Here is a 24,227-nt window from a genome sequence, read left to right as displayed (position 1 = left end):
GGGTGGCGTCCGGATCGGCGGGTTCGGCTCCCACGGCGAAAACCGGGGGCATGTCAGTGCAGCGTCTTTTGCCGGACCGAACGGTTGATGTCCATCCAATCGGGATGGTCGCGAAGAATTTTGCAACAATCCTGCCAACCGAATCCTGGGTTGGCCGGCAGAAGCGCCTCCAGCAGCCGGCGGACCAGTTCGTAGTCTGCCGGTTCGTCCACGCACCAGCGTTGTTCCGCCAGCCCTTCCAGATCTGCCAGATCGGCCGGCGCATCGGGGGCCAGCGCCGCACCGAGCCGGAAACGGTCCGGGCGATGGTAGATGTAGGGGGTGACATGCTCCCGCTCGGCTGGATCGGCGGCATTGGCCGCGGCCTCCTCCAGCAGCCGACGCGGGAAAATCTCGGCATCCAGACCACGCGGATAGCGTGTGCTGTCGATGGACAGATAGTCCAGCGGCGGATCGTCGCACTGCCCGCCGAGGAAGGTGGCGATCAGCCGGCCGACCAGCACCGGATCGATCAGCGGACAGTCCGCGGTGACACGGACCACCAGTTCGGCCCCCGCCATCGCTGCGGCCCCGGCGAAGCGGCCCAGAACATCCGCCTCGTCGCCGCGGAAGACGGCTATCCCCAGCCCTTCGGCACAGGCGGCAACAGGATCGTCGGCGGTGTTCACCGTGGTCGCCAGCACCACCGCATCCAGGCCGGGCGTCCGCGCCAGCCGGTCCAGATGGTGGGCCAGCAGCGGCCGGCCGGCGGCCGGCATCAGTACCTTGCCCGGCAGGCGGGTAGAGGTCATGCGGGCCTGCGAGATGGCGACGACGCGCGGCCTACCCATGCGGCTCCTCCCGCGGCGCGAGCATCTCCCAGCCCAGCGGTTCGCCGCGGCGGAGCGGCCGGGCGGCGCGGTGGCCGAGCACGTCGGGCAGATGCTTGGGCGCCATGCCGAAGCCCGGACGGATGGAGCGGACATTGGCGGCGGTCAGCGGCTCCCCAGCCGCCACGTCGGCGACGACGTAGAGCGAACGGCGGTAGTCGCGCCCGCCGGCCTCGCTGGGCTTTACCGCGTAATCGACCCGGCCCATGGCGGCTGTGGCGGTACGCACCGCATCGGCCATCGCCTTGAATTCAGCCGGCTCCAGGGAGAAGGCGCTGTCGACGCCGCCATCGGCGCGCGACAGGGTGAAATGCTTTTCGATCACCGCAGTGCCCATCACCGCCGCCGCGACCGGCACGGCGATGCCCTCGCTATGGTCCGACAGCCCGGCGGCGACGCCGAAGGCCTCGGCCAGATGGGGTATGGTGCGAAGGTTGCAGTCCTCCGGCGGCGTCGGATAGCCGCTGACGCAATGCAGCAGAACCAGCGGCACCTCGCCGGCCGCGGCCACAGCCTCCTCGATCTCGCCCAAGGTGGCGAGGCCGGTCGACATGATCAGCGGCTTGCCGGACCGTGCGGCGCGGCGGATCAGCGGCAGATCGATCAGCTCGAAGGAGGCGATCTTGAACGCCGGGGCGTCCAGACCTTCCAGCAGTTCGACGGCGGTCTCGTCGAAAGGAGAGCTGAAGATGGTCAGCCCCAGTTCCCGCGCCCGCCCGAACAGCGGGGCATGCCATTCCCATGGCGTGTGCGCCTCGCGGTAGAGGTCATGCAGGGTGCGCCCGTCCCACAACCCGCCGGCCAGCCGGAAACCGGGACCGTCATGGGCGATGGTGATGGTGTCGGCGGTGTAGGTCTGCAGCTTGACCGCGTCGGCCCCTGCCGCCTTCGCCGCCTCCACCAGCGCAAGCGCGCGGCCCAGGTCGCCATTGTGGTTCCCCGACATCTCGGCGATCAAATAGGGCGGATGGCCCGGCCCGATGGGTCGGCCGGCGATGGTCAAGGGCGGACGGAGGGAGTTGCTGTTCGGCAAGGGGCGGGGTTTCCGGCTGGAACGGGACGACTGCTACAGTCTTCCATCAAAACATGAAGGAACGTTAATTTCAGCGAACGCCTACGGCCCGTTGCGTCCGGCGCGGTGCAGGGACCTTGCCTCCTCGCCATAGGCCAGCAGGCGTTCGACGCAGCGATGGCGGTCGCCAATCTCGGCGAAGCGCGCCCGGGCCGCCGCAGCGGCCGCCTCGCGCGCTTCGGTATCGGTCATGAGCAGGGTAGCCCGCGCCACGAAGGCGGCGCGGTCTGCCACGGAGAAGCCCGGTCCGGACACGCTGGCACCGTCGCCCCAGCCATAGGTGACCACAGGCACTCCCTCCGCCAGGGCAAAGGCCGCACCGCCGCCGCCCCCCTGGCGCGGCGGGTTGAGGAAGACGTGACAGCGGCGGTAGAGAGCCCGGATGTCAAGGACATGGCCAAGGCAGCGCATCCGCCCATGGTTGCGCAAGGGGGCGAGCCTCGCCTGCAATTCCCGCGCCTCGCCGGCAAAGACCAGTCCGGCGCCGGGGCAGCGGTCGAGGATGTCGTCGAACAGCCCCAGCACCTCTCCAGTCACCTCCTCGTCCAACCGGGTGCCGACCACCGCGAACAGCGGGGTGCCGTCGGGAAAACCCGTGTCGGCGCGCACGCCGTCCGACGGCGGCAGGGTGTAGCCGAAGGTGAAGGGACGGAAGCGGCGGGCGAAGGGTGCGCGGTAGAGCGGCGAAATCGCCTGCGTATGGTCGCGTTCCTCGAATCCCAGCACGATGGGGGCCAGCGACAGGGTGATGCCGGAACTCGTGGGCAGCGCCACCACCGGCCGGGCACCCACATCGGCGAACAGGTCGGCCACGATGTTCGAGCCGCCGAAGGAGACGATCAGGTCGGGGTCGTAGCCGTCGATGGCCTCGACGATCAGGCGCAGTTTGTCCTGGCTGAAGGCCGGCCCGGTGAAGGAGGCGACCTTGACCTGCCGGCCGAACATCTTCAGCGCGAAGACGCCCTCCAGGTCGGCGGCGACCTCCGCGATCATCGGCGGGATGAAGACATTCTCCACCCGGGTCGGCAATGCGTTGCAGTTGATGATGGCGACGTCCAGCCCGAATTCGTCCTGCATGCGGGCTGCGAAATCGAAACAGTCGCGGGTCGGCTGATGCCCCTGGTTGGTGAACTGGTTGGTCACCACGGCGACGCGGCGGATAGGCCCGTCGCGCAGCGTGGTCCGCGGCGGCGTCAGTCCCCAGCGCCGCGCCACCGACCGGACCATCGAAGTATAGTAGCGGAACAGGTCGCAGGGCACGAAGCTCGCCAGCTTGTCGCCGGTCGCGACGCCCAGGAACAGCTGCCGCGACAGGCACCAGTGGGTGTAGTGCAGCACGGCCGGATCGGCGCTGTCCGCCCCCAGCATCAGATAATGCAGGATCCGTTCGTAATGGTAGAGGTCGCCGGTCAGCAGGAACAGGACCGAACGCAGACGCACCGTGTCGTTCGCAGGCGCCTCGCGCTCCAGCAGGTCGGCCAGCCCCAGCCGGGAGTCCTGGTCCAGGCTGCGGCGCAACCCGTCGCACAGCATCGAGAAGCGGTTGATCTTCCCGGCATCGAACTGCCGGTCGGTCAGGAAGACCATCAGGGCGGCTGCCGCCTCGGTCATGCGGTCGGACGGGACCGGTTCCGGCATTCTGGACCTCTTCCGCTTCGGGCACCCCCTCCGGGTGTACTGCCACCGGCGATGACGATGCAAGCCGGCATTCGGCGGCAAACGCCTTGCGATGCAACTGAAGACATTGCGTGCGCTTGCCGAATGCGACACACTCGCAAAAACCACATTTACAGAAGGGATGTTTCCATGGCTGGTTTCGACAGCGCCGCCGGTCCTGCCGGTGTGGTGACCGGATTGATCGGCAAGGCGGCGGCAGAGCTGGACGCGATGTCCGACGCGGCGGGAGAAATCGCGCCGGAGGTCGGCGACCTCACCGGCGTCCTGGTGGAGGCGCAACGCATCGCCGACCGCGCCGCATTGGACCTGCGCCGGCTGCTCCAGAAAATCGACCGCGTAAAGGCATAGCAGGGTGAAGGCTTAAAGCTTCAGCCCAGCGACGCCGTCCAGGATCGCCCCTTCCGTCAATGCGCGGCGTTCCACCTTGGCACCGAACAGCTTGGCGCCGGTAAGGTCGGTCCTGGTCAGGTCGCAGCCGCGGAGGTTGGCGAAGGACAGGTCGGCATTGCCGAGATTGACGGCGCGCAGGCTGGCACCGCTGAGATCGGCATAGCGCAGCTTCGCGCCGGACAGGTCGGCCGGACGCGACCGCTGCTCGTCGAACACCAGCGGCCGCAGATTGACATTGCGCAGGTTGGCGTTGTTCAGCTTCGCATGCCTGAGGCCGATGCCGCGCAGATCGCCGTCGTTCAGCGTCGCTCCGCGCAGGTCGGCGTTGTCCAGCACCGCGGCCTGCAACTGCACCCCGGTCAGGTCGAGGCCATACAGCGTCGCCCCCGCCGCCCGCAGCATCGTCAGACAGACATGGGCGAGCGACGGCGCATGACGCAGGTCGAAGCCCGACAGGTCGAGCATCGTGCCCTGGGCTCCGCTGGATCCGACCCAGGCCATATGGTCGGCCAGCAGATCGTCGAGCGATCGCCCCAATTCCGCCACCACCCGGCCGACCGGCTTGTCGGTCAGCGCCTCTTCCACGTCGGCGTCGGTCAGGTCGGTCAGCATCATGGTGGCACCGGTCAGCACCGCGCCACGCAGGCAGGCACCGCGCATGTCGGCACCCGACAGGTCGGCACCCTCCAGGTTGGAACCGGTGAAGTTGGCGCCGCGCATGGTCGCCCGCACCAGCTTGCAGCCGCGCATCACCGCGTCGGAGAAGTCGGTGTGGATCGCCATGACCCCCGACATGCGGGCATTGGTCAGGTTGGCGCCCGACAGGTCGGCGCCGTCGGCCTCGGCCGGATTGGCGTCGATCTGCACCATGCGCAGATGGCCGGATCGGTCTTTTTCCGCCAGCGAGCCGTCGCGGAGATCCGCTTCGAACAGGTTGGCACCGACCAGGATGGCGCCGCGCAGGCAGGCGCCGCGCAGATCGGCCTTGATCAGGCTGGCGCCATCGAAATTAGCCTGCCGAAGATCGGCCACGAAAAAGGACGCGCAATCCAGCCGCGCGCCGGCAAGATTGGCGCCGCGCAGGCTGCAGCCGACGAAATCGGCATGAGCCAGATCGCGGCCGGCCAAATCCAGCCCCGAAAGGTCACAGAAGGACAGGTTTGCGCGCGCGCCGCCCACACGCGCGTTGCGGAACATCTCGTGCCGCCGGACCGCCTGATCGAGCTGCCCCTGGTCTAGACGTTTGAGCGTGCGATTCTGCACCATCGGACCGATGAACTCCCTTTCCGACGGCAGTGTGGCGTCGCCACGCTTCAAAAACGGTTAACTCAAGTAGTCTGCTGGTTCTCCAAAATCTTTTCACTATCGGTTGCAGCGCGTGCGCCCGGCTGTTCAGCCAGGGTCATGGCGATGGCGTCGCGCAGATCGTCGGGCGTCACCGGCTTGTGCAGCAGGCGGCAGCCTGTGGCCACCGCATCGCGGATGCGCTCCGGCGCGGTATCGCCGGTCAGGATCAGGCCGGCCACGGCACGGCCCAGCCGTTCACCCACCTTCGCCACGGTCTGGACGCCGGTCAGCCCACCCGGCAGGCGGAAATCGCTCACGACCATGTCGGGAACCAGAACCTCCCGGGTGATCGAGGCCGGCTCGGCGGCCTCGACCACCCGGACGGCACCGCCGACCAACGCCAGCGCGGCCTCGCCGTCGGCGGCCTCGATCACGCGATGGCCCCAACTTTCCAGCAGCAGGCGCATGGCGTCGCGCTGGACCGGATCGTCCTCCACCACCAGGATCAGCCGGCCGCCGGTCGCGACGCAGGCGGCTGCCGGCACCGGCGGCGGGGCAGGCGGGCGCTCGGTTTCCACCGTCGGCACGGTGACGGCGAAGACCGACCCCCGGTCCTGATGCGACCGCACCTCCACCGCATGGCCGAGCAGGGCAGCCTTGCGCCGCACCTTGGCAAGGCCAAGACCAAGTCCCTGGCGGCGGTCCCGCTCCGGATTGCCGAGTTGGACGAAGTCCTCGAAGATGTTGTCGAGCTGTTCGGCCGGAATGCCGCTCCCGGTGTCCCAGATCTCGATGCGCAGCGAATGCCCCCGGCGGCGGCAGCCGATGGTGACGCGGCCGGCATCGGTGAAACGGATGGCGTTGCGCACCAGATCGCCAAGCATGCGGGTCAGCAACGCCCGATCGGTCCGGACCACCATCCGGCTGGGCATGGCGCGCAACTGCAAGCCCTTTTCCGCTGCCAGCCCACGGAATTCCGCCAGGAGATCATCGAATATGACCGGTACCGGCACATCGGCCAATTGCGGGCGGACCACACCCGCATCCAGCGTCGCCACTTCCAGCAGGGCGTGCAGAAGCTTCTCTCCGGCATCGAGCGCCTCGCCCATCTTCTCGGCGATGGCGCGGTCGCGCGTGTCGGCCAGACGTTCCGTCAGGATGTGATGGAACAGTCGTAACGCCTGGAAAGGCTGCCGCAAATCATGGTTTGCGGCAGACAGGAAGCGGCCCTTCACCTGATTGGCCCTCTCCTTCTCCGCCAGCGCACGGCTCAGCTCCAGGTTGGCGGCGCTGAGCGCGGCGGTCCGTTCCTCCACCCGCTGCTCCAACCGGGCGTTCGCCTGTTCGAGCTGTCCGTTCGCCTCGGCCAGCCGGCGGCGTGCCGAAGCCTCCCGGCGCAGGCCGGCCACCCCCAACAGGGACAGCCCGACAAGGGCCGCAACACCGGCCGCCATCACCGCAAGCCCACGCTCCAGCCTGACATGCCAGGGGTCGAGGACCACCGCCCGCGGGATCGACACCACCGACAGGACGGGCATGCGCAGCATGCGGCTCAGCCCCAGCATGGACGGCCGACCGTCAACCGTCCATTCTGCCTCCAGCCGCTCAGCCCCCGGTGCCAATGGCGGCAGCATGCCGAGCGCAGCGGCACCGAACCCGACCAGCTGCATACCGTCGGGGCGGAACAGCCCAACCGACCGCTGCATCCCGTCGCCGAGGGCGTTCAGCGCCGGCATCAGCGATGACACCGGCACCGCGACCAGAATGACGCCATCGAATACGCCGGCCATGTCGTGGATGCGGCGGGCGAGAAGGATCGAGGGTTGGCCTGCCATATGGCCGAAGGCTGCCTGGATCGCACGCTCCTCCTCTGGTGGTAGGACGTGGGCAAGCGTCATCGGCCCGCCTCCGTCCGGCCCCTCGACCGCGACGGCGGCGCCGAACCGCAGCATCCCATTCGCATCGAGCACGGTCATGCGGCCGAACCGTTCCACAGCCATCGCTTCCATCAGGCTGCGCTCCGCCCATGCCCCCAGGCCGCGGCCATCCATACGGTCGGCGACCTGTTGCAGGAGGGTGACGCCGGGCTCCAACACGCTGCTGGCATGGCCGTCGAGCAGGGTCACCGCCTGCCGCACAGTCTCTTCGGAGCGTTCGAGCGTGTCGCGATAATCGAGGATGGTGACCGCCACCCAGGAGACGCTGCCCAGCAGAGCCAACGCCGCGCACAGAACGGTGAGCGGCACCCGGGAGGAGGCGGTCGCCGTGCGAAGCAGTGTGGAAGCGTGCCGGTGAAGCGAAGCAGCATGAAAAAGCGAAGACATCGGCCCTGATCAGGTCGGCGTTGAACGAACCGGCTGCCCAGGACGGCCGGAGTCCGTCGAGAACGGCGGCAACGGAAGTCTGATGGGCATCAGGATGGCATCCTTGGCGATGAACCGGGATCGGATTGCAGCAGTTCGTCCAGCCGGAACCGAACGAATGCATCTGCCACAGCATCCCCCTATCCGAGTGCCCCCGCCAGAAGACAATGCAGCTCCATCCATTTGGTGAAAGCTTCCGGTAGAAAAGATTAGCTCGTTTTACGATTTGCACAATAGCACAGCAAGAGGAACCGCGCGATCAACCTTGGCGACTATGACTATACTCATACATTGCCCACCCGTTTGATCAGTATGGCGAGAGGAGATTCGCTATCCTTTTGGCGCAATAATTGATCAATGCACATTTTATGAAATTTCCATTCCGACGGAATGGCGCCCTGGGCATCTCAAGGCAGGATGCGCAAATGGTCCTGCGAAATCAGAATGATGATGAGCATCTTAGCCGTCGGGTTGGGCGCGTACCCTTCCCGAACGGCTCCTGCCGTTGAATGATAAAAGCATCGGCAATCGCGATGTCACGCTTCGGACATGGCAAGGCGACCGCTCGCGCGGAATGCGCGGCGGCACTTGATTGGTCGGGGAGAACGGCCGCCGGTCGGGTCGACCGCTCAATGCGGCGGGGCCGAGGTCGCCGTCTCGCCACGCACGATCAGAATCAGGCCATCATCGACGGCCTCCAATTCCTTCCCCGCATCGCGGGGAATCGGAACCTTCTGGCGACGGCAGAACAGCAGCAGCAGCGCGAGCGTCTTGCTGGGCGTGAACACGACCTCGCGAGACCTGGACGCGCCGCTCTGCTGGATTTGCACGGACAGGCAGCCATCGGGCTTGGGCGACACCGCGGTGACGACCCCCAGCGGCAAGTCCGTCTGGTTTGCGGCCTTCTGATACCAGGCAATGGCTTTTTTCAGGGCGGAATTGGTGAAGAACAGCTCACGGGTCTCGACGATCATTCCATCCCTGGCAAATACTCAGGCCCGGCTGCCCTCCAGTCCCGGGTTCAGCCGGAACGTGATCGCGCGCCCCAATTTGGATTCCCGCAGCAGGATCTGCTTGGTTTCCAGCAGCTTGATGGCCCGGTTCACATTGGGCCGCTGCATGCCCAGCGCATCAGCCAGTTCGGACTGCAGCACCGGAACGGAGCGATCGAAATGGAGCCTCCGGCTCAGATAGGTGAACACACGAAGCGCCTCCAGAGTGATCTCGCGGTCGGTCGAGACGGCTCTGGAGATGACGTCATGATGATGCAGCATCGTGGCCTCGGTACGCAAGGTTGTAAGGTGGCTGGTACGATAATCGGAGTGGGCCGGGCCATTCGCGGCAGTCCCCTCCCCCGCTCCGGGTTGAGGACGGAGAACGGCAGGGTTGGCGGAAGGGTTGGCGGAAGGGTTGGCGGCAAGGCCCGGATGCGGCACGCGGAGTCCGGCAGCCGCCTGCGAGGGATTTTGCGAGCCTATGGACACGTCCGCCATTTTCCCCTCCATTTCGTAGGCCGATTGGGCCGGCAATTTCAGATGGGGTGACCGTACCGCACGATTATTGTCCGAGTATGTCGTCTCGATTTCGCCGCTGACATAATTGGTGTCTCCGGAAGCAATCATGAAATCGGACTGAAACCGCCTGCTGCCCACCCGATACCACTGTGACGGCCGGACGGTTGCGGCGAACGGTCGCGGGAACCTGCGGATTGCGCCGGCGTTTCAAGCCGGATGCGCCCGCCTCCTGGAGCTCACGCCATGCATCGACTGATCCTGCTGCGCCACGGCCAAAGCCGTTGGAATGCGGAAGACCGCTTCACCGGATGGACCGATGTCGGCCTGACCGACCGCGGCATCGCCGAAGCCCGCGAGGCGGCCGGTCTGCTGAAGGATGCCGGTATCGACGTCGACGTTGCGTTCACCTCGGTGCTGAGCCGCGCCATCGAGACGTTGCACCTCGTCCTGCGCGACATGGACCGGCTGTGGCTGCCGGTGCACAAGCATTGGCGGCTGAACGAGCGCCATTACGGTGCGCTGCAGGGCCTGAACAAGGCGGAAACGGCGGAGCGGCACGGCGCCGAGCAGGTGTTCCAATGGCGGCGCAGCTGGAACGTGCCGCCGCCACCCATCGAACCGGACGAGCCGCGGTCGGCCGTCTCCGACCGGCGTTACGCCGGCATCGCCAAAGCGAACCTGCCTCGCGGCGAAAGCCTGAAGGACACCACCGACCGCGTCATCCCCTTCTGGACCGAGGCGATCAGCCCGGCCCTGCGGCTGGGCGCGAGGGTGCTGGTGTCGGCGCACGGCAACAGCCTGCGGGGGCTGGTCAAGCATCTGGACGGCGTTGCCGACCAGGACATTCCGCTGTTCGAGATTCCGACCGGACGGCCGCTCGTCTACGAGCTGGGCGCAGACCTGACACCGCTGCGCCGCTATTTCCTTGGCGACGGCGGCACGGTGGAGGAAATCACCTGGCCGGACCGGGAGGGCAGCGCGGCGGCATGACGCCCGCCGCCGGTGCCCTGTCCGAAGCGGCCGCCTACGGCCTCCGCCCCCGAGCCCGGTTCGGGGGACCGGCTTTCTGGCCATCCTTGCCCACCGGATGGTGGAACTGGTGGGGATTGCCGGCGGTCTTGCCGTTCGCATCGGCAGTGCCGTTCCCATGGGCGGGAGCGAGGGCGCTGCCTCCGGCCCGGTCCGGCGGGCCGCGGCGGCCATCGCGGTGGCCGTCGCGGCGGTGCTCTACACGGTTGCCATAGCAACTGTCGCAGACGCGGAAACGGTGGTTGGCCTTCAGCCGGGCGCCGCAGACCGGGCAGGCCCGGGCCAGCGAGCGTTCGGCAAGCGTGCGCTCGATGAAGGCGTTCAGGTGCGCGCGGCGCTCCTGGCACAAATCCATCTCGGGATAGGCATCGGGAAAGCGGTAGGCCAGCCAGGCGTAGGCGGTCAACTCCTTCACCGCGCGCTCGGCCTTCTCCAGCTCGACGTCGGTCCCGACATGGTGGCGGAACCGCTCCGCCGCGTCGGGAGCGGCGTTGGGAATGCCCCTGCCCTGGTTGGTCGCCCAGCCGCCCAGCAGGCGCAGGTTGTTCTGGTCGCGGGTGTCGATCGGGCAGCGGGCCAGCATGTCGCGTTCGGCAAGCGGCAGCCTGGCGCGGTCGACCGCGGTGGCCGCCTGGATCCGCTGCTCCAGGTCGGTCATGCGAAAGGTCTGGTTGGCGCGCAGCAACTCCTGCCCCGCCGTGCGCAGGACCTTGGCGAGGCTGTCGGTCTCCAGCTCCCGCGCGATCGCCTCGACATGGCTGAGGTTGGGCGAAATCCACGAGCGCGGGTCTTCCGGCGGCACCGGCGGCGAGGTCAGCGCCCGGCGCACCGGGTTGATGCTCTCGCCCTCCAGCACGGCGACGCGGCCTTCCTCATGCATGCCGAAACGACCGGCCCGACCGCCGATCTGGCGGATCTCCGACGGGGTCAGCTCGCGTTCCTCACGCCCGTCATATTTGCGGGTGGTGGACAGCACGACGCGGGCGACCGGCAGGTTCAGCCCCATGCCGATGGCGTCGGTCGCCACGAGAACGTCGGCGGTTCCCTCGCGGAAGCGACGGGCCTCGGCCCGGCGGACCTCCGGCGACAGGGCGCCGTAGATCACCGCGACATTGTGGTTGCGCCCCAGAAGATCATGGCGCAGCGCCATCACGTCCTTGCGCGAGAAGGCGATCAGCGCGTCGCCGGACTTCACCTCCGACAGCTTCACCCGCTCTTCCTGCACGCGCAGCGGCGACTTGCGGGTGAATTCGACGATTTCCAGCTCCTCGCCCAGGGCATCGGCCAGACGCTTGACGTAGGGGATGGCGTCGGCCGAGCCGGTCATCAGGATCTCGGGCGCCGCCACGCCGGCCACCGCCTGGGTCCAAGCCCAGCCGCGGTCGTGATCGCCGATCATCTGGATCTCGTCGATGACGCAGGCACCCCACACCTTGACGGTGTTCACCATCTCGATGGTGGAGGAGGTGAAGGCCGCCCCCGGACGCACGTCGCGTTCCTCGCCGGTGACAAGGCTGCAGGGCCGGCCGCGCGTCTCCAGCGCCTCCTGCCCTTCCAGCGCCAGCAGGCGCAGGGGCGCCAGGTAGCAGCCGCTCTCCGTCTCCGCCAACCGGTCCATGGCGGCATGGGTCTTGCCGGAGTTGGTCGGGCCGACGAACAGCCGCAGCTTGCGGATCATCGCGCGGGCGGTGGCGAAGCTGTCCAGATAGACGCCCATGCCGGACGCGTTCTCCAGCCGCTCGCGCCGCACCTTCAGGCCGGAGCGGGCCGCGGCGGTGGAGAAGGATTCCTCCAGCGCGTCCAGCAGGGTCTGCAGGCGCGGAATGCGCCCACCGAAGCCGACGACGCGGCCCAGCTCGTCTGCGAAGCCCTTCGGCCGCCAGGACTCGCCGAAGCCGGCCGCCCGCTGCTCCATCGAGACGAACCAGGCGTCGATACGCGCCTTCGCCTTCTCGATGGCGGGGGACGACAGGCAGGCGCCCTTCACCCGTTTTCCGAGCGCCCGTGCCTGCGGCCGGCCGAACCCCTCCTCGATGGTCAGCAGGCCCCACAGGTCGGCCTCGATGTCCGGCAGCGGGCCGATCGCCACCTTGAAACGCAGCTTCAGCTTACGGTCGGTGCCGGGGATCGCGACGACATGGGTGGCCGCCACCGACCAGCGCGCCGGGGTGCTATCGGAATCCACGTCGATGCCGTCGCCGCGCACCACGGCCGCCACCGCGCGCAAGGCGTCGCGGCGGTCGAATTCATCGGCCGTGCCGGGGGTGCGGCCCGGACGGGAGGTGTCGGGGGTATCGTCGGTCATGACTGTTCTTTTCTTGGAAATGCCCTGGTCATTGCAAGCACATCGGTCTGACGGCCTGTGCGGAGCGGCCGGCCCGGATGCGCTTTCCCGACAACAGCCATAGAGCGCCAGGATCTCTCTTTATGGCCAAGGTCCTTCTTTATGGGTCGAACCGGACGATTCGGCAAGCCGAATCCCCCGCCGGAGCGAGGCCGGGCTAATTCGAATCCGTCGCCGCTTCGCCGATCTCGCCCGTGCGAAAAGGGGGGATGACCGGCCACATAGAGCCACGCAGGTTCGACGTCCCGTCTCCAACGGGTTAGCCGCCGTCCGGCGCACAAGGCTGCGCCGAACTGGTCGCCAAACCGGCCGCGGGATCGGTCGCGGGGTCTGCCGATGTTCCTCATTCGATCAATCATTTCGGGAGATGCGCATGCCGAACCCTCGTGAAGTCCTGGAACTGATCGAGCGCATGCGGTGCATTTCGAACGACGGCGAGCGCCGGTCCCTGGTCGAACGGCTGGGGACGGTGGACCATCCGACGGTGCTGTCCTTCCTGAACGCGCATGGCCTGAACGTCTGCATGGACTCCGACGCGGCGCTGGCCGCCTTCGGTGCGTCGGACATCCTGCTGCGCGACGGGATCGGCCTGCAGGCGGTCATGCCGGTGCTGGGCATGCCGGCAGGCCTGAACATGAACGGCACCGATTTCATTCCGCTGCTGCTGCGATCGCTCCCGGCCCGCAACGTCGCGATCTACGGCACCGCCACCCCCTGGCTGGACCGTGCCCGCGTGGTGCTGGAAGCCGCCACGCCGCACCGCTACCGCGATCTGCAGCACGGCTTCCACCCAGTCGAGCATTACATCGCCCAGGCCCGGGCCACCCGTCCCGACCTGATCCTGCTCGCCATGGGCATGCCCAGGCAGGAGGAGGTGGCTGCCCGGCTGAAGCGCTCGCTCGACCATCCGGTCCTGATCGTCAACGGCGGCGCCATCGTCGATTTCCTGGCCGGCCGCTTCAAGCGCGCGCCGGAGGCGGTCCAGCGGACCGGCCTGGAATGGGCCTTCCGTCTGGCGCAGGAGCCCCGGCGCCTGTTCCGCCGCTATTGCATCGGTGCCTTCGGCTTCGCCTGGAGCACCCTTCGCCTACGCCGTGCCGCATCCCTCCGCACCCGCGGGGCCGGCCCCGCAGCGCCCGGTTCCACCCGGATCGCCCCGTCCCCGACCTCGTCCCCGATCCGGCGGTCGCCTATCCAGAAGGAGCTTTGAGACGTGGAAAACCTTCCCCAGATCAACAACGGTGGCCATGGCCCTGGAAGCCATGGAGGGCTGCCGGCTCCGGCATGGCCAACCCAGGTCGGCCACCATGCGCCGCGCGAGTTCGACGGGCCGGCTCCGGCGATGGGGCCCGACTTCCGGTTCATCCTGCGGGTTCTGGCTGCGCACAAGACGCTGATCGCCACCATCGTGCTGGCGCTGACCGCGATGTCGGCCTTCGGCGTCTCGTTGATGAAGGACAAATACACATCCGAAGCCCTGCTGCTGGTCGACAACCGGCAGGTCCGCGTGGTGCGCGCGGAGGATCAGGCGCTGAACTCCATCACGCCGGAGGATGGTGCGATCCTCAGCGAGATCGAGATCCTGAAATCGACCGCCGTGCTGTCCCAGGCCGTCGCCGACCTGAAGCTGGCCACCAACCTGGAATTCAACCCGCCGCCGCAGGCCGACGAGACCAAGCCCTTCGTCGAGCGCGCCACCGCCTGGACGCGGGTACAGGCCCATGCGGTGTTCGGCCCCGAACTGCCAGGCGTGGTGCAGGCGGTGCTGGCCCATGGCGACGACATGACCAAGGACACGCAACTGCGCGAAACCCGCGCCGCCGACAGCATCGACGGCGTGCTGGACCGCGTCCGCCGCAACCTCGAGGTCGGGGTCGTCGGCCGGTCGCGCGTGATCCAGGTCCGCTACACCGCGCGCGAGCCGGAGATCGCCCAGAAGGTGGTCGACACCGTCGTCCGCCGGTACATGGAAACCCGCCAGCAGATGGACCGCGACCTGTCCACCAGCGCCGTCGCCTGGCTCGAGGACCGCATCGGCACCCTGCGCAAAGAAGTGGCAGCCGCCGACACCAAGGTCGACGCCGTGCGCTTCAAGGCCGGCCTGGTCAAGAACGGCACCAACGGCCTGATGGCCACCACCGAGCTGGAGCAGGCCCGCCTGCGGCTGGCCGAGGCCGCGGCCACCCGCGCCCGTGCCGTCGCCCAGGCCCAGACGCTGGAACGCAGCGGCGGCAACGGCGGCAGCCTCGCCTCGCCCGTGGTTGCCCAGCTGCGCGCCACCGTCGCCGCCATCTCCACCGAGCTGGCCCAGCTGTCGCGCCAGTACGGCCCGAAGCACCCGCGCATCCAGGAGCTGCAGGCCCGCCTGAACGAGGCGAATTCCTCGCTGCAGCAGGAGGTCCGCCACGAGATCGGCGGCGTCCGCGAGGCGGCCAATGTCGCCATCGAGCAGGAAAACGCCCTGAAGGGGATGATCGCCAAGCTGGAAGCCGGCTATCAGACCATGACCGAGGAAGCGGTGCCGCTGCGCACGCTGGAGGCCGAGGCCCAGGCCAAGCGCCAGCTCCTGGACAGCCTGCTCGGCCGTTTGGAAGAGGTGCAGGCCCAGCAGGACAACCGCGCCTTCCCGACCGCGGTCAAGCTGGTGTCGGCACCGCAGGTTCCGCATGAGCCGTCGGGTCCGTTCCGCCTGCTGCTGCTGCTGGCCGGCTTCGTCGCCTCGCTCGCCACCGCCATCTTCATTGTCTTCGGCATCGAGCTGTTCCAGCGCCGCATCCGCACCCCGGACGCCGTGCGCCGCATCCTGGGCGTCGGCACGGTCCACATCGTCCCGCACCACTCGACCCGCGGGTCGCGCAGCCGCCTCGACCAGATCTTCCAGAACCATCCCTTCTCGCTGTTCTCGGAATCGATGCGCGCCCTGTTCCGTAACCATCTGGCGGATCTGGGTCCGGTCGGCTCCATCGCCGTCACCTCGGCCCGCCCGCAGGACGGCAAGACCTCGATGAGCCTCGCCGTCGCCCAGGTCGCGGCGCAGGCCGGCCGCCGGGTGGTGGTGGTCGACACCGACTTCCGCCGGTCGCGCATCGACGGCCTGTTCAACCTGTCGGCCAAGAAGGGCCTGTCGGACTGGATCTCCGGCACCGCCACCCTGGACGAGATCGTGCACAGCAGCGAGGACGCACCCTTCGCCATGATCCCGGCCGGCCGCCTGATGCCGGAGACGCTGGACCGCTTCAACGTCGACGGCCTGATCCACCTGATGGCCGGCCTGTCGCCGCACTTCGACCTCGTGGTGTTCGACACCGCCCCGGCGCTCGCCGTGTCGGATGCCCGCATCGTCTGCGGCGCCGCGTCCAAGGTTCTGTTCGTCAGCCGCTGGGGCCACACCACGGCCAGCGACCTTCAGGCGGTCGCCGACCTCGGCCCCATCGATCACTCCAAGTTCGTCGCGGTGATGACCGACGTGAACCTGAAGAAGGCGGCCTCCCGCGGCTACCAGGGCCCCTACAACAGCTACATGGCGACCAAGAAATATTACGGCGACACCACGCTGCGGACTGCGCCGTAAGCGGCCGGGACCAAGCTCCTTCCACTTCGAGCCCCTTCCCTCCGGAACGCCCCGGCATCCGGAGGGAAGGGCCTTTCTCACGACCGGAACCTTTCACGACCGGAACCCGCGACCAGAAGAGAGCCCCCTTTCTATGATCACGCTTCCGAAGCCCCGCCTGCCCTCCTGGCTGCCCGACTTGCGGCCGACCCGGCGCGAGCTGCTATGGACGGTCGCCGCCGGCGCGGTGCTGGCGAGTTGCCGCGGCGCCTCCGGCCCGGCACCCGCCGAAGCAGCGGCCCCCCAACCGGACGCGGCCGAGCCTGCGGTGACGCTGCGCGCGGCCTGCCGTGCGCTGGGCATCCGCCACGGCGCCGCGCGCGACCATTTCATCGAGCCGGAGGACCCGACGCTCGACCGGCTGATGGCGCGCGAATGCGATGTCGTCACGCCGGAAAATGGCGGGAAATGGGGGGTCTTCCAGCATAGCGAGGGCAATTACGACTGGCGCCGCTTCGACGCGGCGGTGGAGCTGGCCCGCTCCATCGGCGCCATGCCGAACTGGCACACGATCATCTGGCAGCATATGGGCATGCCGCCCTACATGAAGCTTCCGGCAGGCAGGCAGGCTGAGCTGGGCATCGACGAGGACGCCTATTTCTCGCCCGAGGGCACGCTGGGACAGGAGAATGTCTGGCCCCGCTTCACCGGCGTGGTCGAGGCGGTCAGGCAGCGCTACGGCGATATCTTCTACCGCATCGATGTCGCCAACGAGGTCTTCTTCTGGGAGACCGTCGACAGCCACCCGCGCGAGCAGGACCGCTACGGTTTCCGCCGCGGCATGTGGTGGGTCGCGGCCGGCGGAGCGGAGAAGGGCCCGGAATGGCTCGACCCCTTCTTCCACCATGTCCATGCCGCCTTCCCCAAGGCCAGGCTGGTGCTGAACGAGTTCGGCATCGAGATCGACGAGGGCTGGCAGCAGCGCAAGCGCGCCTATCTGCTGGACTGGCTGACCGGGGCGGTGAAGCGCGGGGTGCCGATCCACGGCATCGGGCTGCAGAGCCACCTGATCGGCGGCAAGCCCTATGACAGCGCCGGCATGCGCGGCTTCCTCCGCGCCGTCAACAAGCTGGGCCTCACCGTCCACCTGACCGAGATGGACGTGGACGAGACGCGCCTGCCGGGTTCCTGGTCGCGGGCCGAGAAGGACCGGACCTTGGCCCTGCTGGCCCGCCGCTATCTGGCCGACGTGCTGGAAACTTCCCGGCTGGAGGAGCTGTGCTGGTGGCACCTGCGCTCCGACCTGAACTTCATCGCGCGCGAACATCCGGCGCTGCGCCCCCACCCCTCTCCGTACGACGCACAGTCGCGGCCGCTGCCGCTCTACGCCGCAGTGGTCGACACGCTGCGCGACAAGTCCCGCACCGGCAAGGCCCGGGCGGGGTAAACCCTTCATGGCGACATAGCCATCCGATAGCCCCGCCCACTTTCCCCTTCGCACCCGCGCTTCCGTTTCCACTCCCGTTTAGAGTCCCGGAATGCGTCCGGCACCCCCCTGATGGAGAGGTCGATCGTGCAGAACACAGCCGACACGTTGCCACTGGATCGCCTGCCCGTCGATCGCGTGGAGGATGATGCCCTCGTCGATCGGTACCGGCGGAAATTCCACCTTTCGCCGTCCTATCCGCTGACCGTCGATATGGTGCGGAGGCACTGGGACCTGGAAAGGCGCCTCGCCCGCGAGTTGCTGGATAGCAAGCCGGACGAGCGCTGGGACGTCTTCGAGAAGGCATACACCACGCTCTACACCAATTGCCCCTGGCTGAACGAGGCCGAGGACGATGCCCATACCCGCGACGACGACCTGGACTTCCGCCATTTCCTGACATTGCTGGGCGGACCGCAGGACGTCTACGAGGTCGGATCGGGCAAGGCGCGGCTGCTGCGTTACCTCGCCCGCCACGGCTACCGCTGCGTCGCGACCGAGGTGACGCGCGAACGCGGCGCCGGCTGGATCGAACAGGATTCCAACATCTCCTGGCGATGCTGCGACGGCGTGAACCTTGCCCGCTTCGAGCCCGCCGGGCGCTATGACAGCGTGATCTCCACCCACGTCGTCGAGCATATGCATCCCGGCGACGTCGCCACCCATATGGAGAATGTCCGGACCATCCTGAAGCCGGGCGGCAAATATGTCCTGAGCATGCCGCACAAATACGCAGGCCCGATGGATCTGTCGGAGGTGTTCGGGTTGCAGGAACCCGTCTGCATGCATCTGCGCGAATACGACTATGGCGAGACGGCGGCATTGTTGCGAGGCGCCGGCTTCGGCAAGGTCGAAGCCGTCTATGTCGTGCCTATGGCGGTGCGGCGCCGCGTGAACCTGCATTTCGCCAGCCGTGCCTATTTCGGCTACATGCGAGCGGTGGAGACATTTTTGGGACGGCTCCCGTTAACCCTAAATCGCAAGCTCGGAAGGGTTGGCCAGCTCTACATGTTCCGCCCCGAGGTGTTTGTGGTCGCCCACAAGCCTGCCTGACGCGCCTTTCTCCTTCAAAATATCTCGAAAAATCAAGGCGCTAGCATCGACCTAGTACCCCTTTGTTGCTGCAAAGCATCGGCAAAGGGGTTTTTCGTGTCTCTTTCTTTTCACAAGTGATAGTGGCATTAGAGACGCATTTCCCTAAAATTTGAAATAGCTCGTTAACCTTTTCCGGCCAGTCTGGGCTCCAGCGAAACACGGAAAAGAGGATACTTCCAATGGCAACGAACCCCGTCGATACGACCTTCGTCGTCAATGCCTCGGGTGTGGCTGCCGGAGGAGTCTGGCCGCACTTCAAGTTCCTCGTCGATGGCGTCGCCGTCGGCCAGGCGACGGTCAATTCCACCAGCGCGGGTCGTTTCAGCTTCACCACCAAGGTGGCTCCCGACGTCGCGCACAAAATTCAGATCGTCTACGACAATGACTGGTTGGCATCCGACAAGTCCGGCATGTACCGCGATCTCATCGTCAAATCCGTCGAAGTGAACGGCAAAACCGTAGCTTCCACCAACTCGGCGGTCTCCTACGCCGCCGAGGGCCAGGGCACGCTATCCGGCCGCGAAATCCTGTCCTGGAGCGGCTCGCTCGACTTCAACATGTCAAAGGACATGTTCGCCGGCGCCACCGGGACCCCCACGACCCCCACGACCCCCACGACCCCGACCACGGGCACCACGCCGATCGTGGTGAATGCCCATGGCAATGCGGCCGGCGGCGTGAACGCCCACTTCAAGGTCATGGTCGACGGCAAGGTCATCGGCGAGGCCACCGCGGGCACCGCGGCGAAGGATTTCACCTTCAACGCCAACGTCAGCGCCGATGCCGCCCATAAGGTCCAGATCCAGTACGACAACGACGCCGTGGTCAATGGCGCCGACCGCAACCTGTACGTCAACAAGATCACCATCGGCGGCCATGCCGTCGCCCCCACCGACAGCATCGTGTCGATCGACAAGGGTGCATTGGACGGCAAGGACGTTGTCGCAGGCCAGCAGGGGATTTGGTGGAACGGCACCATGGAAGTGAAGGCCGACAAGTCCTGGTTCGCCGGCAGCACCTCCACCCCGACCACGCCTGTGACCAAGCCGGCCCTGTCGGTCAGCGACGTGACGGTGACCGAGCCGACCGGAACCAAGTCGACCGGCGGCATCCAAGGCTTCCTCCACACCGAAGGCAACCAGATCGTCGACGCGGCCGGCAATACCGTCCGACTGACCGGCGTGAACTGGTTCGGCGGCGAGGGCTACAACTACGTGCCCGCCGGCCTGTGGGCCGACAGCTACCAGGGGCACCTGGAAAAGATGAAGTCGGTTGGCTTCAACGTCATCCGCCTGACCATGTCGGACGAAATGTTCGACAGCGCGGCGGTGACCAACGGCATCGACTATTCGAAGAACCCGGACCTGATGGGCCTCACCCGCCTGCAGGTCTATGACAAGGTCATCGACTATGCCGGCAAGCTCGGCATGAAGGTGATCCTGGACCACCACCGCAACGACGGTGGCGCCGGCACCAACGAGCACGGCCTGTGGTACAGCACCCGGTATCCCGAATCGAAGATGATCGAGAACTGGAAGATGCTGGCCAAGCATTATGCCGGCAACGAGACCGTCATCGGCGCCGACCTGCACAACGAGCCGAGCGTCACCGCCACCTGGGGCGGCAGCGCCGCCACCGACTGGGCGTCCGCGGCCGAGCGCATCGGCAACGCCATCCAGACGGTCAACAAGGACTGGCTGCTGTTCGTCGAAGGCACGGAGTGGAGCAGCACGCTGGCCGGCGCGCAGTCCCGCCCGATCGAGTTCGACGTCCCCAACAAGCTGGTCTATTCACCGCACGCCTATGGACAGAGCGTCTACAACTTCTCCTGGTTGCAGGACCCGAACTACCCCAACAATCTGCCGGCCCAATATGACAGCATGTGGGGCTACCTGTACAAGAACAACACCGCGCCGATCCTGCTTGGCGAATGGGGCGGCCTGTTCAACAGCTCGGCCGAGCAGACCTGGGGCAAGTCCCTGGCCAAGTACCTGAACGGCGACTGGAACCTGGACGGAAAGAGCGACATCGCCGCCGGCGACAAGGGCATGAGCTGGACCTTCTGGGCCTGGACGCCGGAATCGGGTGACGTCGGCGGCGTGCTGATGGACGACTACAAGACCGTCAACCAGACCAAGGTCGATATCTTCAAGACCGCCATGGGCGGCGCCGTCTTCGACACCGACAACGGCTCCACCACCCCGAACACCGTCAACGCCACCTTCACGGTGAAGCTGTCGGCGGCCTCCAGCAGCGCGGTCACGGTGGATTACGCCACGGTGGACGGCACGGCCAAGGCCGGTTCGGACTACACCGCGACCAGCGGCAAGCTGACCTTCGCCGCCGGCGAAACCGCCAAGACCGTGACGGTCAAGGTGCTGAGCGACAGCGTAACGGAAGGCAACGAGACCTTCGGGCTGAAGATCTCCAACCCGACCGCCGCGACCATCGCCGACGCCACCGGCACCGGCACGATCGTCGACGCTTCGGCTGCGAAGGCCGCCGCGGCCTCGCTCAGCTCGGCCGACCTGCTGTCCTACACGGTGAACGCCGCCAACGATACCGCCACCCTCGGCGATGCGTCGACGGCCACCGTTTCCAGCCACGACGCCTCGGCCACGGATCTGTCCTATGCCACGCTGGGCGTGAACTACCACGAACTGCACGTCACCGACACCAGCCTGGCGCATGCCGCCTGACGGTTCGGCGGCCTGACGGTTCGGATCGTTCGACCGGGCGGTTTATCCAAGGAAGGGGGGACGGCGGCCATGCTGCCGGCCCCCTTTCCCGTCGTGGGCTCAACCCAGGGCAGGAGAGGCCTCGTCTGCATGCACGGTGGCCGGGCCGCAGACCGGGGCGGGATGGGGGATGTCCGGGATGGTGACCTCGGCCACCGCCTTGCCGGGATTGCCGGCGACCACCGTGCGCCGCGGCATCGGCTTGGTGACGACCGACGAGGCGGCGACGATGCACTCGTCGCCGATGGCGACACCGATCACCACCGCATGCGGGCCGACCCAGACACCGTCGCCCAGCTCGGGATAATGGGTCACCCGGCCGGTGGGCAGCAGATCGTCCTTCTGCCCCAACGTCACCCCATGGAACAGGGTGACGTTGGCGCCGATGCGGGCATTCGCGTTCACCACCAACCCCCAGCCGTGCAGGATCCGCAGTCCGGGGCCGATCTGCGTTTCCCACGGAAGATCCATGGCGGCCGAATGCTGGGTCCAGCGATGCAGCAGCCGGCAGGCGGCCAGCAGCGGCAGGCGCAGCGGGCCCGCCAGTCGATCGGCGGCCTGACAGCTGCGCAGGGTGAAGGTCGTCCGGAACATGCGGTTGCCGGCCAGCAGTTTCAGCACCGCCCCCAGGCCGGAGCCGCCGCCGTAGCGGACTGCATCCGCCGCGACGGTCTGGCGAAAGGTGAAACGGGAAGCTTCCTGCATCTCGGTGTGATCCTTCCGGAAGGGGTGTTCGGAACAGTCCCGTCAGGCCATGGAGTCAGGCAGTTTGCGGCCGGCGCAGAAAGCGGCCGATCATGCGGAACAGCATCGCGCGGTCGCTCTTGCCGAAGCTCGGCCCGAACAGGGCAAGCACTGCGAACAGCATGGTCAGCCCAACCTTGGCGGCGGCATAGGTCGGGTTCACGTCGAACCCGAACAGGGCCAGCCCGGCCAGATAAGCGATGGCGCATGGCGCCAGGATGCCGAGCACGCGCCCGACGCCAAGCGGCGGTTCCGCCGGGCTGAGGCGGCGGCACAGGAGTTCGGTCGCCACCAGCATCACCAGTTCGCGCGCCAGCACGCCGATGGCGCCGCCCATCAATCCCAGCGGCCCGAGCGTCACCGCCATGACCAGGGTGCCGACCGCCAGTCCGCCCAGCGAGATCGCCGGCAGGACACCGACCTTCTTGGTCTTGACCAGCCCGACCTCGGCATGCATGCGCACCCCGTGCACCACATAGGCCAGGACCAGCAGCGGCATGCAGGGCAGGACCGTATCGTATTCGCTGGACGCAATCAGCCACAGCACTTCGGGCGCGGTCAGCGCCATGCCCAGGGCCGCGGCAGACAGCAGGACGACGAACAGGTAGAAGACGAATTCCGACTGGTCGCGTCCGGCCGTATTGTCCCCGATATCGTGTTGGGCCTCGATCCGGCTGACCGACCAGATCTGGAGGAAGGACGCGGTCAGGAACATGTAGAGCATGGTCGACAGCCGCAGGCCGAAGGACAGCACGCCGACGGCGGCCACCCCCATCATCAGGTTCACCAGATAGCGCATGGCGAACTGGTTGCCCATGTCGAGCATGGTCTGCGGCATGAAGGGAAGTCCCAGCACCGACACCCGCTTCAGGATGCCGAAGGAGAAACCGAAGCCGTTCGCACCGAGGATGGCGACGGTCAGCACGATGCCCAGCCCGACGAAGGTGATGGCATTGGCCAGGAAGATGCCGCTCACCCCCAGATCCATCACCAGCAGGAAACTGAGATTGAGCCCGATCAGCCCGACCGCCTTGCCGACGGAGATCAGCAGGCAGGTGCCCGACCGCTTGTGGACCCGGTAATAGGCGAGCGCCAGTTCGAACACCGCGCTGAAGGCGATGCCGGCGAAGGCGAAGGCGATGATCGGCCCCTGGTCGGCGGTGCCGAACAGCAGGTGGCTGGCGCCCCAGCCGGCCGGCAGCGCCACCGCCAGCAGCGCCAGCGACGCAACCCACAGCCCGATCATCGTCGTGCTGACCACACGGGAACGGCCGCGGTCGTCGGGATGTTCGAAATAGACGACGGTGAAGGCGTTGATCATGCCGATCATCAGCATCACCGCCACGATGTCGCCGACCACGCCGATCAGGGCGTAGATGCCGAACTCGGCCGGCGACAGGACCTTGGCGTAGAGCGGCAGCAGAAGCAGTCCCGCGGCGCGGTTGACCACATTCGCCACCATGAACATCCAGCCATGTTTGATGATGGTGCCAGCTTCCAAAGCCATCCGGTTTCCTTCGCCCCCCGTTTCCCGCTCCCTCCTCCCTTGCCAACCGCCGCGTTCCGCAGAACGCGGACGCACAGGACGCGGGCGCACAATAGGAAGAAGAACCGGCCAAATCTCGGCGGCGGCTCTGGAAGCGTCAATTCGGCCTTGAAGCGACCGCGGCACTCTTCGGTGCTAGTCATCACGGCGCCGGTCAGAGGGCCTGGACATTCCGATTAGGCGTTCCGGCGAGTTCGCACGCTGCCTCCTGCGCCCGACAACACGCAAGGGGGCTTTCGCGCCACCCCCTCGTCCGGAATTGCCGCATGCCCTCCTTCGGTAAAACCGGGTGCGGGATGCTCCCCGTACGATCGGTGACCGCCTTCCTTCGCGTCGCCGCATCCCGACCGGTCGGTCAGGAAAGCAGGCACCCCATACCCACAATTCGCGGTGATGGAACAGGCCGCCTGGGGTGCGACACCACCTTGCCGCTAACCCGAAATGCTACCTCACCCGAGTCCGCATCCAAAAGTATCCCCTTTAATATTCGGGGCACCGCACCCTTTGAAACTCCGGTGGTATC

The 24,227-nt window shown here is 67.0% G+C and carries 17 protein-coding genes; 7 read left to right on the top strand and 10 right to left on the bottom strand.

What is annotated here, in order from left to right; all coding sequences use genetic code 11:
• Positions 1-53: 53 nt before the first annotated feature.
• The 3 genes from AL072_RS19605 to AL072_RS19595 all read right to left on the bottom strand — a co-directional run bounded on the left by AL072_RS19605 (position 54) and on the right by AL072_RS19595 (position 3,579).
• Positions 54-830, bottom strand: a complete 777-nt coding sequence (locus AL072_RS19605; RefSeq protein ID WP_045584494.1) for a cytidylyltransferase domain-containing protein — start codon at positions 828-830, stop codon at positions 54-56.
• Entirely contained in the window at positions 823-1,872 is a 1,050-nt protein-coding gene (gene pseI / locus AL072_RS19600) for a pseudaminic acid synthase (RefSeq protein ID WP_045584714.1), read from the bottom strand. Before pseI ends, AL072_RS19605 begins: the two co-directional genes overlap by 8 nt.
• A gap of 111 nt (positions 1,873-1,983) precedes the next feature.
• Entirely contained in the window at positions 1,984-3,579 is a 1,596-nt protein-coding gene (locus AL072_RS19595; protein ID WP_245636929.1) for a glycosyltransferase, read from the bottom strand.
• A 168-nt stretch (positions 3,580-3,747) separates the two neighbouring features.
• Between AL072_RS19595 and AL072_RS19590 the strand changes: the two genes are divergently transcribed.
• Positions 3,748-3,966, top strand: a complete 219-nt coding sequence (locus AL072_RS19590; protein WP_045584492.1) for a hypothetical protein — start codon at positions 3,748-3,750, stop codon at positions 3,964-3,966.
• 12 nt (positions 3,967-3,978) lie between these two features.
• On the opposite strand, the gene AL072_RS19585 is transcribed toward AL072_RS19590, so the two are convergent.
• From AL072_RS19585 to AL072_RS35680, 4 genes are all read right to left on the bottom strand, one after another.
• Positions 3,979-5,274, bottom strand: a complete 1,296-nt coding sequence (locus tag AL072_RS19585) for a pentapeptide repeat-containing protein (RefSeq protein ID WP_045584491.1) — start codon at positions 5,272-5,274, stop codon at positions 3,979-3,981.
• Positions 5,275-5,336: 62 nt separating this feature from the next.
• Positions 5,337-7,541, bottom strand: a complete 2,205-nt coding sequence (locus AL072_RS19580; protein ID WP_245636928.1) for a hybrid sensor histidine kinase/response regulator — start codon at positions 7,539-7,541, stop codon at positions 5,337-5,339.
• 746 nt (positions 7,542-8,287) lie between these two features.
• Positions 8,288-8,632, bottom strand: a complete 345-nt coding sequence (locus AL072_RS19575; protein WP_045584489.1) for a hypothetical protein — start codon at positions 8,630-8,632, stop codon at positions 8,288-8,290.
• A gap of 18 nt (positions 8,633-8,650) precedes the next feature.
• Positions 8,651-9,151 carry a cyclic nucleotide-binding domain-containing protein gene (locus tag AL072_RS35680; RefSeq protein WP_245636927.1) on the bottom strand — a complete coding sequence of 167 codons (501 nt, stop codon included), beginning with the start codon at positions 9,149-9,151 and terminating at the stop codon, positions 8,651-8,653.
• Positions 9,152-9,415: 264 nt separating this feature from the next.
• Here AL072_RS35680 and gpmA point away from each other — a divergent pair, with 264 nt between their 5' ends.
• A complete protein-coding gene (gene gpmA, locus AL072_RS19565; RefSeq protein WP_045584487.1) occupies positions 9,416-10,162 on the top strand; it encodes a 2,3-diphosphoglycerate-dependent phosphoglycerate mutase in 747 nt (248 codons plus the stop codon).
• A 34-nt stretch (positions 10,163-10,196) separates the two neighbouring features.
• Here the strand turns inward: gpmA and AL072_RS19560 are convergent, their stop codons facing one another.
• Positions 10,197-12,506 (bottom strand): helicase-related protein, encoded by a 2,310-nt coding sequence (locus tag AL072_RS19560; RefSeq protein ID WP_045584486.1) that lies wholly within the window; start codon positions 12,504-12,506, stop codon positions 10,197-10,199.
• Between the two features lie 412 nt (positions 12,507-12,918).
• Here AL072_RS19560 and AL072_RS19555 point away from each other — a divergent pair, with 412 nt between their 5' ends.
• The 5 genes from AL072_RS19555 to AL072_RS19535 all read left to right on the top strand — a co-directional run bounded on the left by AL072_RS19555 (position 12,919) and on the right by AL072_RS19535 (position 21,375).
• A complete protein-coding gene (locus tag AL072_RS19555; RefSeq protein WP_082109236.1) occupies positions 12,919-13,755 on the top strand; it encodes a WecB/TagA/CpsF family glycosyltransferase in 837 nt (278 codons plus the stop codon).
• Between the two features lie 3 nt (positions 13,756-13,758).
• Positions 13,759-16,116: a GumC family protein gene (locus AL072_RS19550; RefSeq protein WP_082109214.1), complete on the top strand. Its 2,358-nt coding sequence runs from the start codon at positions 13,759-13,761 to the stop codon at positions 16,114-16,116.
• A 133-nt stretch (positions 16,117-16,249) separates the two neighbouring features.
• The gene (locus AL072_RS19545) at positions 16,250-17,542 is read left to right on the top strand and encodes an endo-1,4-beta-xylanase (protein ID WP_045584484.1); all 1,293 of its coding nucleotides are present in this window, start codon (positions 16,250-16,252) and stop codon (positions 17,540-17,542) included.
• Between the two features lie 126 nt (positions 17,543-17,668).
• Positions 17,669-18,634 (top strand): class I SAM-dependent methyltransferase, encoded by a 966-nt coding sequence (locus AL072_RS19540; protein WP_045584712.1) that lies wholly within the window; start codon positions 17,669-17,671, stop codon positions 18,632-18,634.
• A 221-nt stretch (positions 18,635-18,855) separates the two neighbouring features.
• Positions 18,856-21,375 (top strand): cellulase family glycosylhydrolase, encoded by a 2,520-nt coding sequence (locus AL072_RS19535; protein ID WP_045584483.1) that lies wholly within the window; start codon positions 18,856-18,858, stop codon positions 21,373-21,375.
• Positions 21,376-21,474: 99 nt separating this feature from the next.
• Here the strand turns inward: AL072_RS19535 and AL072_RS19530 are convergent, their stop codons facing one another.
• Together AL072_RS19530 and AL072_RS19525 are read right to left on the bottom strand one after the other, a co-directional pair.
• Positions 21,475-22,119 (bottom strand): serine acetyltransferase, encoded by a 645-nt coding sequence (locus AL072_RS19530; protein WP_052710282.1) that lies wholly within the window; start codon positions 22,117-22,119, stop codon positions 21,475-21,477.
• Between the two features lie 55 nt (positions 22,120-22,174).
• Positions 22,175-23,665 (bottom strand): lipopolysaccharide biosynthesis protein, encoded by a 1,491-nt coding sequence (locus AL072_RS19525; RefSeq protein WP_045584482.1) that lies wholly within the window; start codon positions 23,663-23,665, stop codon positions 22,175-22,177.
• Positions 23,666-24,227 lie beyond the last annotated feature (562 nt).

Source organism: Azospirillum thiophilum (assembly GCF_001305595.1).
Taxonomy (GTDB): domain Bacteria; phylum Pseudomonadota; class Alphaproteobacteria; order Azospirillales; family Azospirillaceae; genus Azospirillum; species Azospirillum thiophilum.
Note: the sequence above shows the minus strand (reverse complement) of the source record. Positions and strands in the feature narration are given on the sequence as shown.

Coding starts and splice junctions, on each gene's coding strand:
- AL072_RS19605 (WP_045584494.1), bottom strand. CDS start 830: ATGGGTAGGCCGCGCGTCGTCGCCATCTCGCAGGCCCGCATGACCTCT.
- AL072_RS19595 (WP_245636929.1), bottom strand. CDS start 3,579: ATGCCGGAACCGGTCCCGTCCGACCGCATGACCGAGGCGGCAGCCGCC.
- AL072_RS19590 (WP_045584492.1), top strand. CDS start 3,748: ATGGCTGGTTTCGACAGCGCCGCCGGTCCTGCCGGTGTGGTGACCGGA.
- AL072_RS19585 (WP_045584491.1), bottom strand. CDS start 5,274: ATGGTGCAGAATCGCACGCTCAAACGTCTAGACCAGGGGCAGCTCGAT.
- AL072_RS19575 (WP_045584489.1), bottom strand. CDS start 8,632: ATGATCGTCGAGACCCGTGAGCTGTTCTTCACCAATTCCGCCCTGAAA.
- AL072_RS35680 (WP_245636927.1), bottom strand. CDS start 9,151: ATGGCGGACGTGTCCATAGGCTCGCAAAATCCCTCGCAGGCGGCTGCC.
- gpmA (WP_045584487.1), top strand. CDS start 9,416: ATGCATCGACTGATCCTGCTGCGCCACGGCCAAAGCCGTTGGAATGCG.
- AL072_RS19560 (WP_045584486.1), bottom strand. CDS start 12,506: ATGACCGACGATACCCCCGACACCTCCCGTCCGGGCCGCACCCCCGGC.
- AL072_RS19555 (WP_082109236.1), top strand. CDS start 12,919: ATGCCGAACCCTCGTGAAGTCCTGGAACTGATCGAGCGCATGCGGTGC.
- AL072_RS19545 (WP_045584484.1), top strand. CDS start 16,250: ATGATCACGCTTCCGAAGCCCCGCCTGCCCTCCTGGCTGCCCGACTTG.
- AL072_RS19535 (WP_045584483.1), top strand. CDS start 18,856: ATGGCAACGAACCCCGTCGATACGACCTTCGTCGTCAATGCCTCGGGT.
- AL072_RS19530 (WP_052710282.1), bottom strand. CDS start 22,119: ATGCAGGAAGCTTCCCGTTTCACCTTTCGCCAGACCGTCGCGGCGGAT.
- AL072_RS19525 (WP_045584482.1), bottom strand. CDS start 23,665: ATGGCTTTGGAAGCTGGCACCATCATCAAACATGGCTGGATGTTCATG.